Below are 13,891 nucleotides of genomic sequence, written 5' to 3'. Positions count from 1 at the left end.
CGGTTGCCGACGGTGCGGGGTCTGGTGGTGGGCCGGTCCTTGTTGTATCCGCCGGACGGTGACGTCGCCGGGGCCGTCGACGCCGCAGTGGAGCTCCTCTGAGGTCGCGCTCCGCACGCCCCCCGGCACTCCGGGCGGGCGCGGACCAACGTTGTCCTGGGGTTTCTCCTTCCGGCCAGTGATCGTTCATCCGCGGTTCAGGGACGGCGACCAGGCTCCCGCGTGATCCCCTTACGTGAAGGAGTGCCCATGTCCGTGACCCGTCGCGGAGTCGTCAAGGGCGGCGCGGCCGGCGCGCTGTCCATCGCCCTCGCCGGAAGCCTGGACGGAATCTTCCAGACGTCCGCCGGCGCCGAGACAGGGGAGGCCTACGGCTACGGCCCGCTGATCCCCGACCCCAAGGGCGTCCTGGACCTGCCCAAGGGCTTCTCCTACAAGACGCTGTCGGTCGAAGGCGAGCCCGTCTCCGAGGGCGTCGTCGTCCCCGGGCACCACGACGGGATGGCCACGTTCCCCGGCAGCCGCCACGGTCGCACCCGGCTGGTGCGCAACCACGAGCAGAGCAACAACGGCACCCGCGCCGTGGGCCGTCCCGAGTGGACCTACGACCCGGCGGCCAACGGCGGGACCACCACGCTGGAGGTGGACGGCCAGGGCGACCTGCTGTCGCAGTACGTCAGCCTGGCCGGGACGTCCACCAACTGCGCGGGCGGGCGGACCCCGTGGGGGACGTGGCTGACCTGCGAGGAGACCGAAGGGTTCGCGGGCGAGACCAAGAGCCACGGCTGGGTGTTCGAGGTCGACCCGAACGGCCGCAGGACCGAGCCCGTCCCCCTCGCCGGGCTCGGCCGGTTCGCGCACGAGGCCGTCGCCGTCGACCCGCACACGCTCACCGCGTACCTGACCGAGGACGCCGCCAAGCCGTTCGGGCTCTTCTACCGGTTCCGGCCCCGCGCCCACCGCGGCGGCTACCACGCCTACATGTCGGGCGGGAAGCTGGAGGCGCTGAACGTCCGCGGCGTCCCGGACCTGTCGGCCGGCCAGGAGCCCGGCACGCGGCTGCGCGCCGGCTGGGTGGAGGTGCCCGACCCGTCGGCGAAGCAGACGTCGGTCCGCAAGCAGTTCGACACGATCACGCGGAGCCAGAAGCTCGAAGGCGCCTGGTGGGGCCACGGCAAGGCCTACTTCGTGTGCAGCTTCTCCAAGAAGGCCGACGGCGGCGCCGCCGACCACGCCGGGCAGGTCTGGACCTACGACCCGCACCGGGGCGAGATCGAGCTGCAGCTCGTCTTCAAGCCGGGCGGGCGCTTCGACGGCCCCGACAACATCACCGTCTCCCCGTACGGCGGCGGCGTGATCCTGGCCGAGGACGGCGACGGCGAGCAGTACCTCATCGGCACCACCCGCCGGAACGAGCCGTTCGCGATGGCCCGCAACGCCCTCAACGGCAGCGAGTTCACCGGCGTGACGTTCTCCCCGGACGGGCGGATCCTGTTCGCCAACCGCCAGTCCGACCCGGGCGCCACGTTCGCGATCACCGGCCCCTGGCACCGGCTGCGCGGCTGACGCCCGGGCGCCGTCTCCAGAGTGACCAGCACGGCGTCCCCGGACGCGACGAGCCGCTCCACCCGGCTCGCCGGGGGTGCCGTGCACGCGTCCGCGACCCCGCCGGGAACCGGCGCGCGGTGGAAGGACCCGCGCTCGTGCACCCCCATGCCGCCAAGCGTGGCACGATCGGGGACGGAGGATCGTCTTCCCGATGGGGTGCCGTCAGATCGGAGCGTGCTCGTGGTCGTGGTTCTCGTCCTGGCCGGCGTTGCCGTGCTGGGCGCCGTCGTCGTCCTCGCCATGGGCCGGGGCGGCGAGCTGGCCGAGGCCCATCCCGACTATCCGCCGGTCGGCGTGGACGCCGAGGGGCGGCCCGTCCTCGGCTGGGACGGCGCCCACCTCCGGTTCCCCCGGACTCTGTGGGGGTACCAGCCGCACGTGACGGACGACGCGTTCCACCGCCTCACCGAGGCCCTGCACGAGCGCGACGCCCGCGTGGCGGACCTGGAACGCCGGCTCCACGACGTCCGCGAGCGCGCCGGCGACGCCGAACCGGCCACCCCGGTCGGGGCGCTGCACGGCATCGAGGAGCCCGGCGCCCGGGTGCCGCTCCGCAAGGAGTCCTTCGAGCCGGACGGGGAGGAGAGCCGGTGAGCGCGGTCGCGGTCCACGCGGAAGCGGTCTCGGCGGCCCCGCCCGAGCGGCTCTTCGACGTCCTCACCGACTGGCCGCGGCACGCCGAGTGGATGCCGTTCACCCGTGCGGAAGGCGGCGACAAGGCCGGCGACGAGCTGCGGGCGTGGACGGGCGTCGGCCCGGTCGGCTTCCTCGACACCATGGTGATCACCGACTGGCGCGCCGGCCGCCGCGTCGCGGTCCGGCACACTGGCCGCGTGGTGCGCGGCGAGGCGTTCTTCAAGGTCGTCCCGGAGGGCTCCGGCAGCCGCATCGTCTGGGCGGAGCGCGTCGACCTGCCGCTGGGCCCCCTCGGGCGCGCCGCCTGGCTGGTCGCGGGGCCGGTGGTGAGGGCGTTCATGACGGTCGGGCTGCGCCGCCTCGCCGTTCTGTCGCAGCCATGAGGTAGAACGGGCGGGTGAGCACCGCGATTCTGGGCGAGGACGGGCTGGCGCGCTGCCCGTGGGGGCTGTCGACGCCCGACTACATCGCCTACCACGATGACGAATGGGGCCGTCCGGTCCGCGACGACCAGGGGCTTTACGAGCGGCTGTGCCTGGAGGCGTTCCAGTCCGGCCTGTCGTGGCTGACGATCCTGCGCAAGCGCGAGGGCTTCCGCGCCGCGTTCGGCGGCTTCGACCCCGAGAAGGTCGCCGCGTTCGGCCCGGACGACGTCGAGCGCCTGATGGCCGACGCCGCCATCGTCCGCAACCGCGCCAAGATCGAGGCCACGATCGCCAACGCCCGCGCGGCCCTCGACCTGCCCGGCGGCCTCGCCGCCACCGCCTGGCGCTACGCCGACCCCCACTCCCCGTCCTATGCCGACACGTCCGACGTCCCCGCCTACACCGACGCCTCGAAGGCCCTGGCCAAGGAGCTGAAGAAGCACGGTTTCCGCTTCGTCGGCCCCACCACCGCCTATGCCCTCATGCAGGCCTGCGGCCTGGTAGACGACCACCTCACCACCTGCCACCGCCATGGCGCGGCGCTCATTGCGTCGCCTCTGTCGTCGGGCCCGGAGGCCCTCCGACCGAGGTGACGCGGCGCTCATTGCGTCGCCTCTGTCGTCGGGCCCGGAGGCCCTCCGACCGAGGTGACGCGGCGATCGCTGGCATCGCTCCGGCTCGCCTGGCGGCTCACTGCGCGATCAGTTTCTCGCAGGCTCGAAACTGGCTTCGCACGCGATCGCACACCCTGAGGTCGTTGCCGGCTGAGGCGACGGCCTGTGCCGTGGCCTAGGCGTACGCGTGCGGTGATCAGGGCCGAATCAGGGGCAGCGTCGCCTTTGGCTTCGGGCTCCCTGGGCCCTCAGCCAGAGGAGACGCAATGGACACAGCGCGTCTGGCGGGGAGGGCTGAAACTGCGAGGGTGACGGCGGCGGCGCCGGTGATGACCGTGGCGAACAGCCACCAGGGGGCGTTCGGGACCAGGAACGAGCTGCCCGTGGCGATGTGCAGCAGGGTCACCGTGCCGAGTGCCGTGCCGAGGCCGAGGAGGCTTCCGAGCAGGACGACCGTCGCCGCCTCCCAGCGGACGATCGAGCGGATCTGCGCCGCCGTCGCGCCGACGGCGCCGAGCAGGCCGAACTCGCGGGTCCGCTCGCCGACGCTCATCGACACGGTGGTCGCCATGCCGAACAGGGCGAGGACGAGCGCCATGAGGATGAACCCGTAGATGACGCTCATCCCCTTGGTCATCGCGTCGGACGCCGCCTTCACGTAGCCGGCGCCGTCGACCACCCTGAGGCCCGGCGCGTCCGCGAACGCGCGGGACAGGGCCCGCTCGGTGCCCCCGCGGACGAGCACCACCTGCGCCGCCGCGGTCGGGTCGAGCCGGTCCATCGTCGCGTCCGAGACGAGCGCCTGGTCGGCGAACAGGTGGGACGGGTCGTGGTAGGCGGCGGCGACGGTGAGCGCGACCCTGCCGCGGGCGCCGCGCACCACGATCCGCTGCCCCTTCTTGATCTTCTGGCCCTTCATGACCGTGGACGTGAGGGCGACCTGGCCGTCGCCGAGGTGCGGGAGGTGCCCGCCGAGCTTCAGCACCGACGGCATCGCCCTCTGGTCGGCGCCCGTGACGGTGAGGTAGACCGGCTCCGGGTCCTCCTCGGGCGACGGCCGCCCGGGCGGGGGAGAGACGAGCTTGACTTGCGACATCGTGAGCGCCGCCGCGGCGGACACACCGGGCACGGCGGCGGCCTTGCCGGCCGCGTCGCGGGGGAGGGGCGCCTGCCCGTTCGAGGTCATCCCGGTCCCGGTGATCGCGTGGTCGGCCCGCATGACCTCCCGGCCGGTCTCGTTGAACCGCGCGTCCACCGACAGGACGATCATCGCCGTCGAGGCGACCAGCGCGACGCCGAGCATGAGGGAGGACGCCGCCGACGACACGCGGCGCGGGCTGCGGGTGATGGTGGCGCGGGCGAGCCGCCCGGCCTCGCCGCTGACGGCGGTCCCGATGCGGCCGACCAGGCCGCCGAGGGGGCCGACGAAGAACGGGGCGAGGACGGCGAGCGCCGCCACGGTCGTCATGCAGCCCAGGAGGACCATCGCGCTGGTGCCGGCGGTGCGTTCGGGGCCGGGCGGCTCCTCGGAGCGGATCCCGAAGACGCCCCCGAAGAAGAGCCAGGCGCAGGCGAACACCGCCAGGGCGCCGAGGACGCGCGGCCAGCGGCGGCCCGCCGTCTCGGTGCTCGCGGTGCGCAGCGCCTGCATCGGGGAGATCTTCGCGGCGCGGCGCGCGGCGCGCCGGGCCGCGAGCTGGGTGACGAGCACGCCGGCCGCGGCGGGGGCGGCGAGCGCGACCCAGCCGTACTGCGCGTCGGCGGCGGAGATGTCGAAGCCGTCCTGGGCGAACAGGTGCGTGAGCAGAGCCGAGATCGGGAAGCCGAGCGCCACTCCGCCGGCGGAGGCGACGACGCCGAGCGCGAGGGCCTCGAACCGGATCAGCCGCTTGATCTGCCGGGGCGTCGCGCCGATCGCGCTGAGCAGCGCCAGCCGCCGCGTCCGCTGCCGGACAAGCGTGCCGAACGTGTTGGCGACGACGAACAGTCCCACGAACACCGCGACGGACGAGAGCATGCCGATGGCCCCGCCGATCGACGCCCCGGCGCCCTGCAGGTCGGCCGACTGCGCGTGCCGGACCTCCGCCGCCGTCCGGACGGTGACGCCCTTCCCGAGGTCGCGTGCGAGGGCCGCGCGGAGCCCGGACACCGTTCCGCCCGACGCCTTGACCCAGACGCTCTGCCACGTCCCCGCCGGAAGGCCCGCCGCCCGCGCCACCGTGCCGGAGGGCGCCAGCACCAGGTCGCCGCTGGCCACGGCGCTGTGCCCCTGCACGGTGACGACGCCGACGATCTTCATGTCCCGGCCCTGCCTCGGCAGCAGCACCTTCAGGGTGTCTCCGACGTCGAGCCCGCCCGCGCGGGCGACGTGCCGGGTGACGGCGACCTCGCCGTCGGCGGCGGGCGCGCGGCCCGACTCCAGGCGGTAGGGGTTGAGGCTGCCGTCGGCCGTCCACGGCCGCAGCGCCGTCCCCGCCCCTGCGGGCGGCAGGATCGGCTTGCCGTCCGAGCCGCTCGCGGTCACCGGGACCGTCGCGTCGCCCGCGACCGCCGCGACGCCGGGACGTCCCGCCACGGCGCCCAGCGCGACCCGGCCGTCCGGCGGCGAGTACGGGTCGTCGGGGTCGGCGGAGCCGCCCTGGACGAGCACGTCGGCGCGGGAGTACTCGCTGGCGTCGCTGCCCGACACCGCTTCCTGCGCCCGCAGCGTGAACTGCAGGGCTCCCGCGATCAGCCCGATGGAGAACACCGCCGCCAGCAGCGTGGCGGCGAGCCGCGTCCAGCTTTCGGCGAAGGAGCGGCGCGCGATGAGCCACATGGCGGTCAGCCCTCCATCCGGCGCATCATGGCGTGGACGCCGTCGATCGTCGGCGCGGGCAGCTCGTGCACGATCAACCCGTCGGCCAGGAACAGCACCCGGTCGGCGTGCGCGGCGGCCGCCGGATCGTGCGTCACCATGATCACCGTCTGCCGGTAGGCGTCCACCGCGCGGCGCAGGAAGCCCAGCACCTCGGCGCCCGACCGGGAGTCGAGGTTGCCGGTGGGCTCGTCGGCGAACAGCACCTCCGGCCGGGTCAGCAGCGCCCGCGCCACCGCGACCCGCTGCTGCTGCCCGCCCGACAGCTCGCTCGGCCGGTGCGTCAACCGCTCCCGCAGCCCGAGCGCGTCCACGATCGTGTCGAACCACTCCCGGTCGGCGCGCCGGTTCCCCAGGCGCCCGGTCAGCCGGATGTTCTCCTCCGCCGTCAGCATCGGCAGCAGGTTGAACGACTGGAACACGAACCCGAGCCGGTCGCGGCGCAGCTTCGTCAGCCGGGTCCGCGACAGCCGGGTGATGTCCACGTCCCCGATCAGGATCGAGCCGGACGTCACGGTGTCGAGCCCGGCCATGCAGTGCAGGAACGTCGACTTGCCCGAGCCGGACGGCCCCATGATCGCGGTGAACCGGCCCCGGGGGAAGGCCGCCGAGACGCCGCGCAGCGCGGTCACCTCGTTCTCGCCCGCCCCGAAGGACTTGACGATGTCGCGCGCGACGGCGACATGGTCGTGGACCTGCCCGGCGAGGGATGCGGCGGCTGTCTGCGTCATGCCGTCCAGCAAACCGCCGGGCGCCCACCGCCCACATTGACGAGGGCTCCCCAGTTCATGCGGGGGAAGCCCCTACCTCCGCCCCCGGGGGAGCCCCAAGATCTAACGGCCTTCGAAGACGGGCTGCTGCTTCTTCAGGAACGCCTCGGTCGCGTGGTGATGGTCGCTCGTCCTCTCGCACTCGTCCTGGAGTTCGGCCTCGCGTTCGAGCGCGGACGCCAGGTCGTGCGTCGCCGCGTGGTCGAGGGCCGCCTTGACCGCGCCGTAGGAGGCCGTGGGGCCGGACGCGAGGCGGCGCGCCAGCTCCACCGACGCCGGGGCCAGCTCGTCGGCCGGGACGACCCGCGTCACCAGGCCCATCTCCAGGGCCTCCGGGGCCTTCACCGGCTCGCCCAGCAGCAGCAGCTCGGCGGCCTTGGCGCGGCCGACGAGGCGTTGCAGCGTCCAGGACATGCCGCTGTCGGGGGCGAGGCCGATCCCGGTGAACGCGGTCGCGAACCGGGCCTTGTCGGACGCGACGACCAGGTCGCACGCGAACGCCAGCGACGCGCCCGCTCCCGCCGCCACGCCGTTCACCGCCGCCACGACCGGCTTGCGCATGCCCGCGATCGCCAGGACGATCGGGTTGTAGTGCTTGCGGACGGTGTCGTCCAGCCCGCGGCCCGCGGCGAGGTTGTCGCCGTGCTCGCGCAGGTCCTGGCCCGCGCAGAACGCCCGCCCGGCGCCCGTCAGGATGACCGCGCGGACGGCCGGGTCGGCGGCGGCCCGCACCACCGTCGCGCGCAGGGCCTCCTTCATCTCGACGGTCAGCGAGTTCATCCCGTCGGGACGGTTGAGTGTGATTGTCCCCACTGCGTCCGTCACGTCGTACAGCACGGTCTCAGACATCGTCGTCCTCTCGGTCGTCGGTAGATCTTCCCAGGCAACCTTCGGCGAACACCGGCGGCCCGGGCAAGGGAGGTCCTGCCCCGTGGGGCGTCCGGCGCCGGGAGGACGGGCCGTCCCGCCCCCGCCGATCGGGACCCCCGGGGCCGCCCGCGACCTGCGTCCACGGCCCCCGGCTGCCGATCTGGAGGCTGATCGTTACCACTTCGCGCCCGGAAGACGAGATAATGGACCACTACTGATGACGCGGATGCGACACGCGGCCACGCGGCCAGAGGTGTGCGAGGCCGCGGCCCTACCTGGGAAGGGGATGCACGCATGGCGGCGATGAAGCCGCGGACGGGAGACGGTCCGCTCGAAGTGACCAAGGAGGGACGCGGGATCGTCATGCGAGTCCCCCTCGAAGGCGGCGGCCGCCTCGTGGTCGAGCTCTCCGCCGACGAGGCCAAGGAGCTCGGCGAGGCCCTCAAGGGCGTCGTGGGCTGACGGTCCCGGCTCTTCCGGCCTGTTGGTGACGGTCCCGGCGACGACGCCGGGGCCCTTGCCATTCCCGTAACCATTCAGCGATCAAGGGGAACCACCGCCATGCCCATCGAGACCCGCATCCACGGCGCCGGCGGCACCGTGTCGCAGACCGCGGTCGACCTCGGGGCCGAGGTGGTGGCGGTGCCCGTCCGGTCAGGTCCCGCCGCCCCGGCGGCGGAGGTCGCGGCCTCGCTCCCCTTCACGCTGGACGAACTGCTCGCGCTGCACCAGGCCAAGGGCGAGCCCGGAGAGATCGTCGCCACGCAGGTCCGCGTCGGCGACCGGGTACGGGAACTGCTGCTCTACGGCGTGGGCGAGGCGACCCCGGCCGACCTGCGCAGGGCCGGGGCCGCGCTGGCCCGCCGCGGCAAGGGGCGCACGGCGCTCGTCGCGGGCGTTCCGGACGGCGACCTCGCCGCCTTCGTCGAGGGCGCGCTGCTCGCCTCCTACGCGTACAGGATCGGGGCCGCCCCGCCGAAGAAGGCGCTCGGCACCCTCGCCGTGCTGACCGAGGCCGGCCCCGAGTCCGACGCCCACGCGATCGAGCTCGGCACCGCACGGGCCCGGGCCACCGCCCTCGCCCGCGACCTCGCCAACACCCCGTCCCGCGAGAAGGACCCGTCCTGGCTCGCCGCCCAGGCCGAGCGCGTCGCCGGCGAGTCCGGCCTCACCGTCCGCGTGCGGGGCGAGAAGGAGCTGGTGGACGAGGGGTTCGGCGGCCTGGTGGCCGTCGGGGGCGGCTCGGCCCGCCCGCCCCGGCTGATCGAGCTCTCCTATGACCCGGGAGACGCCGGTGGGCCCTCTCCGCGCCACGTCGTCCTGGTCGGCAAGGGCATCACGTTCGACAGCGGCGGCCTGTCGCTGAAGCCGAACGAGGGCATGAAGGCGATGAAGACCGACATGGCGGGCGGCGGCGTCGTCATCGCCGTGATGAGCGCGCTGCGGTCCCTCGGCGTCCGCGCCCGCGTCACCGGCCTGGTCGCCGCGGCGGAGAACATGCCGTCCGGGTCGGCGATGCGCCCCGGCGACGTGATCGCCCACTACGGCGGGACGACGTCGGAGGTGCTGAACACCGACGCCGAGGGGCGGCTCGTCCTCGCCGACGCGCTCGCCTACGCCGACGCGCGGCTCGACCCCGACGCGCTGGTGGACGTCGCCACGCTGACCGGCGCCGCCAAGGTCGCGCTCGGCCTGAAGCACGCGGCCCTGTTCGCGAGCGACGACGCCCTCGCCGAGGAGCTCACCCGCGCCGGGGCGGCCGCCGGCGAGCCCGTGTGGCGGCTCCCGCTCGTGGAGGACTACCGCGCCGCGATCGACTCCGACGTCGCCGACATCAACAACATCGGGCGCGGCGGCTACGGCGCCGGTTCGATCACGGCGGCGCTGTTCCTGCGCGAGTTCGTGGGCGAGCGGCCCTGGGCGCACCTCGACATCGCCGGGCCCGGCCGCTCCGCCTCCGAGGAGGCCGAGATCACCCGTGGCGCCACCGGCTACGGCGCCCGCCTCCTGCTTGACTGGCTGACGGCCTGACCGGGCCGTCCGGCCCCGCGGCCGGTCACGTGTTCCGGCGGTCGATCACCGGGACGCGGCGGCGCCGCCTGGCCTGCTTGACGATCTCCGGGAGCGTCGCGTCCCAGCCCGGCTCGACCGCGAAGCACCACGGGACGGCCGCGGCCGTGGCGGGCACGTCCCGCATCGTGAGCGCCACCAGCGGCGGCCGCTCGGACGTGCGCGCCATCTCCGCCAGCTCCGGGGTCGGCAGGAAGACCAGGTAGTCCTGCTCGCCGCGGCGGGTGCCGCCGACCCCGCGCCGCAGCGCCGCGATCGCGGCGACGTCGTCCCAGGGCAGCGTCCGCCCGGACCGGCGCGGCAGCGGCCATCGCGCGGGGCGCCGCACTCCGCCGCCGTCGAACTCCAGGACGGGCCGCCGCGACAGCATCGCCCCGGACGACGCCAGCAGGCCGGCCCCGAACAGGCCGAGCCCCGCGACCCCGAGCACCATGACCACGATGCTGCCGGCGCCCGCGCCGCGCATCACGCCGCCCGCGACGAACCCCACCGACGCCAGGAAGAGGATCACGAACGCGACCAGCCGCCACACCCCGCGCCACGTGACCCGCACCCGGACCGCGAACGCCTCCCCGGCGGCCCGGTCGCGCTCGACGTCCTCAGTCACGCCTGACGGCGCAGAGCAGGCCGTCGCCCACCGGGATCAGCAGCGGGACGAGCCGGTCGTCCTCGCGGATCATGCGGTGCACCTCGCGGATCGCCTCGGTGTCGGGGTCGCGCCGGTCGGGGTCGGCGACCCGGTCGTGCCAGAGGGCGTTGTCGAACGCGACGACGCCGCCCGGCCGCAGCAGGCGCAGCGCGTCCACCAGGTACTCGGGGTACTCCCGCTTCGCCGCGTCGCAGAACACCATGTCGTAGGCGCCGTCGGTGAGGCGCGGCAGCACCTCCAGCGCCGGGCCGATGATCATCCGGGTGCGGAAGCCGGACAGGCCCGCCTCCCGGTAGGCCTGCTTGGCCAGCCGCTGGTGCTCCGGCTCGATGTCGACGCTGGTCAGCACCGCGTCCTTCGGCATGCCGCGCATCAGGTAGACGCCGGACACGCCGCAGCCCGAGCCGACCTCCACGACCGTCCGCGCGCCGATCAGCGTGGCGATGAAGCGCAGCGCCGCGCCCCCGGCCGGACCGATCGGCATGGCACCGACCTCCTGGCCGCGCCGCCTGGCGTTCAGGAGCGGCTCGTCCTCGGGGAGGAAATCCTCCACATAGGCCCGGGTGGCCTCAATGGCGTCGATGGCTGCCTCCTCGTGGGACCCCCGCATGGCTCATGCTGGAAAGACCATATCGTTGCAGGGGAACCAACTGGCCTTTCAGTGCGTTGTTACCAACACAGGCAAGCACCGAGTCGGTATCAGAACCGCCCCAGCCCAGGCGAGACCGTGCCGTTCCAAGGCGAGACCTTGGCTCACGAGAGAGGAACAGCCCGGCACCATGGGAGTCGCAGCACTCAGTTTCAGAAGCGCTGTTGGGGTCGGCGCCAGGCAGGGTCTGGGAAACGCCGCTCGTACCCGCGAGAACGCACCCGAGGCAGAATGGGCGCCGCCGTCCTGGGACGAGGTCGTCCGCGAGCACTCCGCCCGCGTCTACCGACTGGCCTACCGCCTGACCGGCAACCAGCACGACGCCGAGGACCTCACACAGGAGGTCTTCGTCCGCGTGTTCCGTTCGCTGTCGAACTACACGCCGGGCACGTTCGAGGGCTGGCTGCACCGGATCACCACGAACCTGTTCCTCGACATGGCCCGGCGCCGCCAGCGCATCCGCTTCGAGGGACTCGCCGACGACGCCGCGGAACGCCTCCAGGGCCGCGAGCCGACCCCGGCGCAGGCGTTCGACGACAACAACTTCGACGCCGACGTCCAGGCCGCGCTCGACGCGCTGGCCCCCGACTACCGCGCCGCCGTCGTGCTGTGCGACATCGAGGGGCTGTCCTACGAGGAGATCTCCGCGACCCTCGGCGTCAAGCTCGGCACCGTGCGCAGCCGCATCCACCGGGGGCGCGCGCAGCTGCGTTCGGCGCTGGAGCACCGCGCGCCCACCCGGCGCCGGCCCGGGACCAGGAACGACTACCAGGCCGCCTTCGCCGGCGATGACGCCCTCTTCGAGGGCGAGCCCGGGGGAGCGCACGCGGCGGGCGGTGTCCGGCCGCTGCCGGAGGGCGTGTAAAGCTGTGCACCGCGCGCGGTGCGGGACCGCGCGCCTGACCGAACGGAATCGACGGAGGCGGCGTGAGTTGTCTGGGGGAGCGTCTGACCGCGCTGGTCGACGGTGAGCTGGGGGACGAGGAGCGCGAGCGCGCTCACGCCCATCTCGCGGGATGCGCCGGCTGCCGGGAAGAGGCCGACCAGCTGCGCAAGCTCAAGGGACGGCTGCGGGGCCTGTCGGAGCTGCCGGCGACCGACGGCACCGACGACCTTCCGTCCCCCGACTTCCTGAGCCGGCTGCGCACCCTGCCCGGCGTCTCCGGCCTCCCCGACGCGCCCGCGGCCTCCGACGCACCCCCCGTTCCCGGCGTCTCGCCGAAGTCGGCCGTGCCGCACGCGGGCGCGCGGCCCCGGCACCCCTCCCGGCCCCTTCGATCATCGGCCCGTCCCGTCAGGCCGCCGCACGCCGTCCGCCCGCGCGAGAACCGCCCGGTCGGGCACGCGACCGCGATCCGCGTCCAGCCCCGGCGCCGCTACCTCGTGGTCGGCGCGGCCACCCTCTTCCTCGGCCTCGGCACCGCCTCCTACGTGGCGGGCGGACGCCAGGACACCCCCGCCGTGACGCCCGCCTTCGACCGGTTCGCGGTCGAGCACGCGCTCACGTCCGGCGACGCGCCGATGACCGACCCGCTCACCGACCCGGTCAACCAGGTCCAGGTCTCCCCGGGGCCGTGAGGCGGGCGGCCCCGACGGGGCGGTGCCGGCGCAACGCCGTCCTGGCCGGCGGGCTCGCGGGCGCCCTCGCGCTGGCCGGGGCGCTGACCGGCGACCCCGCCCCCGTACGCCGCGCCCGCACCGACCCGGGCGCCCTCGGGCTGCTGCGCGGCGCCGCCGACGCCGCCCGCCGCGTCCCCTACGAGGGCCGGCGGTTCCTCACCACCCGCGGCGGCGGGCGGGCCGCCACCTCCCGCGTCGTCGTGTCGCACACGCCCGGCGCGGGCATCCGGTACCGGTCCGGGACGACCGGTGAGGGGTACCGGCCCGAGTCCGCCGCCGGGGACACCACCGGCTTCACGCCCGCGACGCTGGCGCTGCTGACCCGCAACTACGCGGTGGTGCGCGCCGCTGACGCGTCGATCTGCGGCCGCCCCGCCCGCGTGGTCGAGGCGCGCCGCGCCGACGGCAGCCCGGCCGGGCGCTTCTGGATCGACCGGGACACCGGCCTGATGCTGCACCGCGAGCTGATCGACGCCGCCGGGCGTCCCGTGATCACCACCGGCTTCACCGAGATCAGCTTCACCGCCTCGCCCGTCGAGCCCTCCCCCCTCGGCCGCCCGCTCGGCGGCCCGTCCCGCTTCCCGGGGGCGAGCGCGGGCAGCCCCGTGGAGACCACCGGCGCCCGCGCCGCCGCGGGCGCGTGGGGCGAGAAGCTGGACGGCGCCGGCCTCGCCGGCCTGCGCGGCAGCGGCTGGCCCGTCCCGAAGGACCTGCCGGGACGGCTCACCCTCCACGAGGCCCGCCGCGAGCACGGCGGCGGCACCCTGCACCTCAGCTACTCCGACGGCCTCGCCGCGGTCTCGGTGTTCGTGCAGCGGGGCGGCCTCGACGAACGCGGCATGGCGGGCTGGCAGAGGACCGTCCGCCGGGGCCGGACGGTGTACCGCCGCGAATCGCTGAGGCGGTGGGCGGTGTCCGGAGGGAACGGCTACGTCTACACCGTCGTGACGGACGCTCCGCAGAGCACGGCCACGACGGTGGCGCTGAACATGCCGCGCGACTCCGCGCCCTTCTGGACACGCCTTTCCCGCGGCGCCCGCCGCCTGACATCGGCGGCGAATCCGTTCGATTGACCCCAGATGTGGGTATTGGCGGCGAGTCTTATGCTCGCCACATGCCGTTC

General features: G+C 74.4%; 14 protein-coding genes and 1 pseudogene. 10 read left to right on the top strand and 5 right to left on the bottom strand.

Annotation, left to right across the window (positions count from 1 at the left end; genetic code table 11):
• The 5 genes and pseudogenes from AB0H37_RS42560 to AB0H37_RS42540 all read left to right on the top strand — a co-directional run.
• Positions 1-102: pseudogene (locus tag AB0H37_RS42560) on the top strand (aldolase); the annotation flags it as partial.
• 147 nt (positions 103-249) lie between these two features.
• Positions 250-1,566 carry an alkaline phosphatase PhoX gene (locus AB0H37_RS42555; protein ID WP_360618333.1) on the top strand — a complete coding sequence of 439 codons (1,317 nt, stop codon included), beginning with the start codon at positions 250-252 and terminating at the stop codon, positions 1,564-1,566.
• 216 nt (positions 1,567-1,782) lie between these two features.
• Positions 1,783-2,202, top strand: a complete 420-nt coding sequence (locus AB0H37_RS42550; RefSeq protein ID WP_360618332.1) for a hypothetical protein — start codon at positions 1,783-1,785, stop codon at positions 2,200-2,202.
• Positions 2,199-2,627, top strand: a complete 429-nt coding sequence (locus AB0H37_RS42545; protein WP_360618330.1) for an SRPBCC family protein — start codon at positions 2,199-2,201, stop codon at positions 2,625-2,627. Before AB0H37_RS42550 ends, AB0H37_RS42545 begins: the two co-directional genes overlap by 4 nt.
• A 14-nt stretch (positions 2,628-2,641) precedes the next feature.
• Positions 2,642-3,262 carry a DNA-3-methyladenine glycosylase I gene (locus AB0H37_RS42540; protein ID WP_360618328.1) on the top strand — a complete coding sequence of 207 codons (621 nt, stop codon included), beginning with the start codon at positions 2,642-2,644 and terminating at the stop codon, positions 3,260-3,262.
• Between the two features lie 217 nt (positions 3,263-3,479).
• On the opposite strand, the gene AB0H37_RS42535 is transcribed toward AB0H37_RS42540, so the two are convergent.
• The 3 genes from AB0H37_RS42535 to AB0H37_RS42525 all read right to left on the bottom strand — a co-directional run bounded on the left by AB0H37_RS42535 (position 3,480) and on the right by AB0H37_RS42525 (position 7,759).
• The gene (locus AB0H37_RS42535; RefSeq protein WP_360618327.1) at positions 3,480-6,101 is read right to left on the bottom strand and encodes an ABC transporter permease; all 2,622 of its coding nucleotides are present in this window, start codon (positions 6,099-6,101) and stop codon (positions 3,480-3,482) included.
• Between the two features lie 5 nt (positions 6,102-6,106).
• Complete coding sequence (locus AB0H37_RS42530; RefSeq protein ID WP_360618326.1) at positions 6,107-6,871, bottom strand: ABC transporter ATP-binding protein; 765 nt, start codon at positions 6,869-6,871, stop codon at positions 6,107-6,109.
• 102 nt (positions 6,872-6,973) lie between these two features.
• Positions 6,974-7,759, bottom strand: coding sequence for an enoyl-CoA hydratase-related protein (locus AB0H37_RS42525; RefSeq protein WP_179832965.1), 786 nt, complete (start codon positions 7,757-7,759; stop codon positions 6,974-6,976).
• Positions 7,760-8,074: 315 nt separating this feature from the next.
• Here AB0H37_RS42525 and AB0H37_RS42520 point away from each other — a divergent pair, with 315 nt between their 5' ends.
• Both AB0H37_RS42520 and AB0H37_RS42515 read left to right on the top strand, forming a co-directional pair.
• Entirely contained in the window at positions 8,075-8,242 is a 168-nt protein-coding gene (locus tag AB0H37_RS42520) for a DUF3117 domain-containing protein (protein ID WP_083946426.1), read from the top strand.
• A gap of 99 nt (positions 8,243-8,341) precedes the next feature.
• Complete coding sequence (locus tag AB0H37_RS42515; RefSeq protein WP_360618324.1) at positions 8,342-9,811, top strand: leucyl aminopeptidase; 1,470 nt, start codon at positions 8,342-8,344, stop codon at positions 9,809-9,811.
• A 25-nt stretch (positions 9,812-9,836) separates the two neighbouring features.
• On the opposite strand, the gene AB0H37_RS42510 is transcribed toward AB0H37_RS42515, so the two are convergent.
• A complete protein-coding gene (locus AB0H37_RS42510) occupies positions 9,837-10,457 on the bottom strand; it encodes a hypothetical protein (RefSeq protein WP_360618323.1) in 621 nt (206 codons plus the stop codon).
• Positions 10,450-11,109: an O-methyltransferase gene (locus AB0H37_RS42505; RefSeq protein WP_179832967.1), complete on the bottom strand. Its 660-nt coding sequence runs from the start codon at positions 11,107-11,109 to the stop codon at positions 10,450-10,452. Before AB0H37_RS42505 ends, AB0H37_RS42510 begins: the two co-directional genes overlap by 8 nt.
• A gap of 169 nt (positions 11,110-11,278) precedes the next feature.
• Between AB0H37_RS42505 and sigE the strand changes: the two genes are divergently transcribed.
• The 3 genes from sigE to AB0H37_RS42490 all read left to right on the top strand — a co-directional run bounded on the left by sigE (position 11,279) and on the right by AB0H37_RS42490 (position 13,841).
• On the top strand, positions 11,279-12,013 hold the full coding sequence (gene sigE, locus AB0H37_RS42500; protein ID WP_329094516.1) for an RNA polymerase sigma factor SigE: 735 nt from the start codon (positions 11,279-11,281) through the stop codon (positions 12,011-12,013).
• A gap of 62 nt (positions 12,014-12,075) precedes the next feature.
• Positions 12,076-12,726: a zf-HC2 domain-containing protein gene (locus AB0H37_RS42495; protein ID WP_360618321.1), complete on the top strand. Its 651-nt coding sequence runs from the start codon at positions 12,076-12,078 to the stop codon at positions 12,724-12,726.
• Positions 12,723-13,841, top strand: coding sequence for a MucB/RseB C-terminal domain-containing protein (locus AB0H37_RS42490; RefSeq protein ID WP_360618320.1), 1,119 nt, complete (start codon positions 12,723-12,725; stop codon positions 13,839-13,841). The genes AB0H37_RS42495 and AB0H37_RS42490 overlap by 4 nt, the downstream gene beginning before the upstream one ends.
• The last annotated feature ends 50 nt before the right edge of the window (positions 13,842-13,891 follow it).

The organism is Actinomadura sp. NPDC023710 (genome assembly GCF_040639875.1).
Lineage (GTDB): Bacteria > Actinomycetota > Actinomycetes > Streptosporangiales > Streptosporangiaceae > Spirillospora > Spirillospora citrea.
The sequence above is the reverse complement of the archived record's forward strand: the minus strand, read 5'-3'. Positions and strand labels throughout refer to the sequence as shown.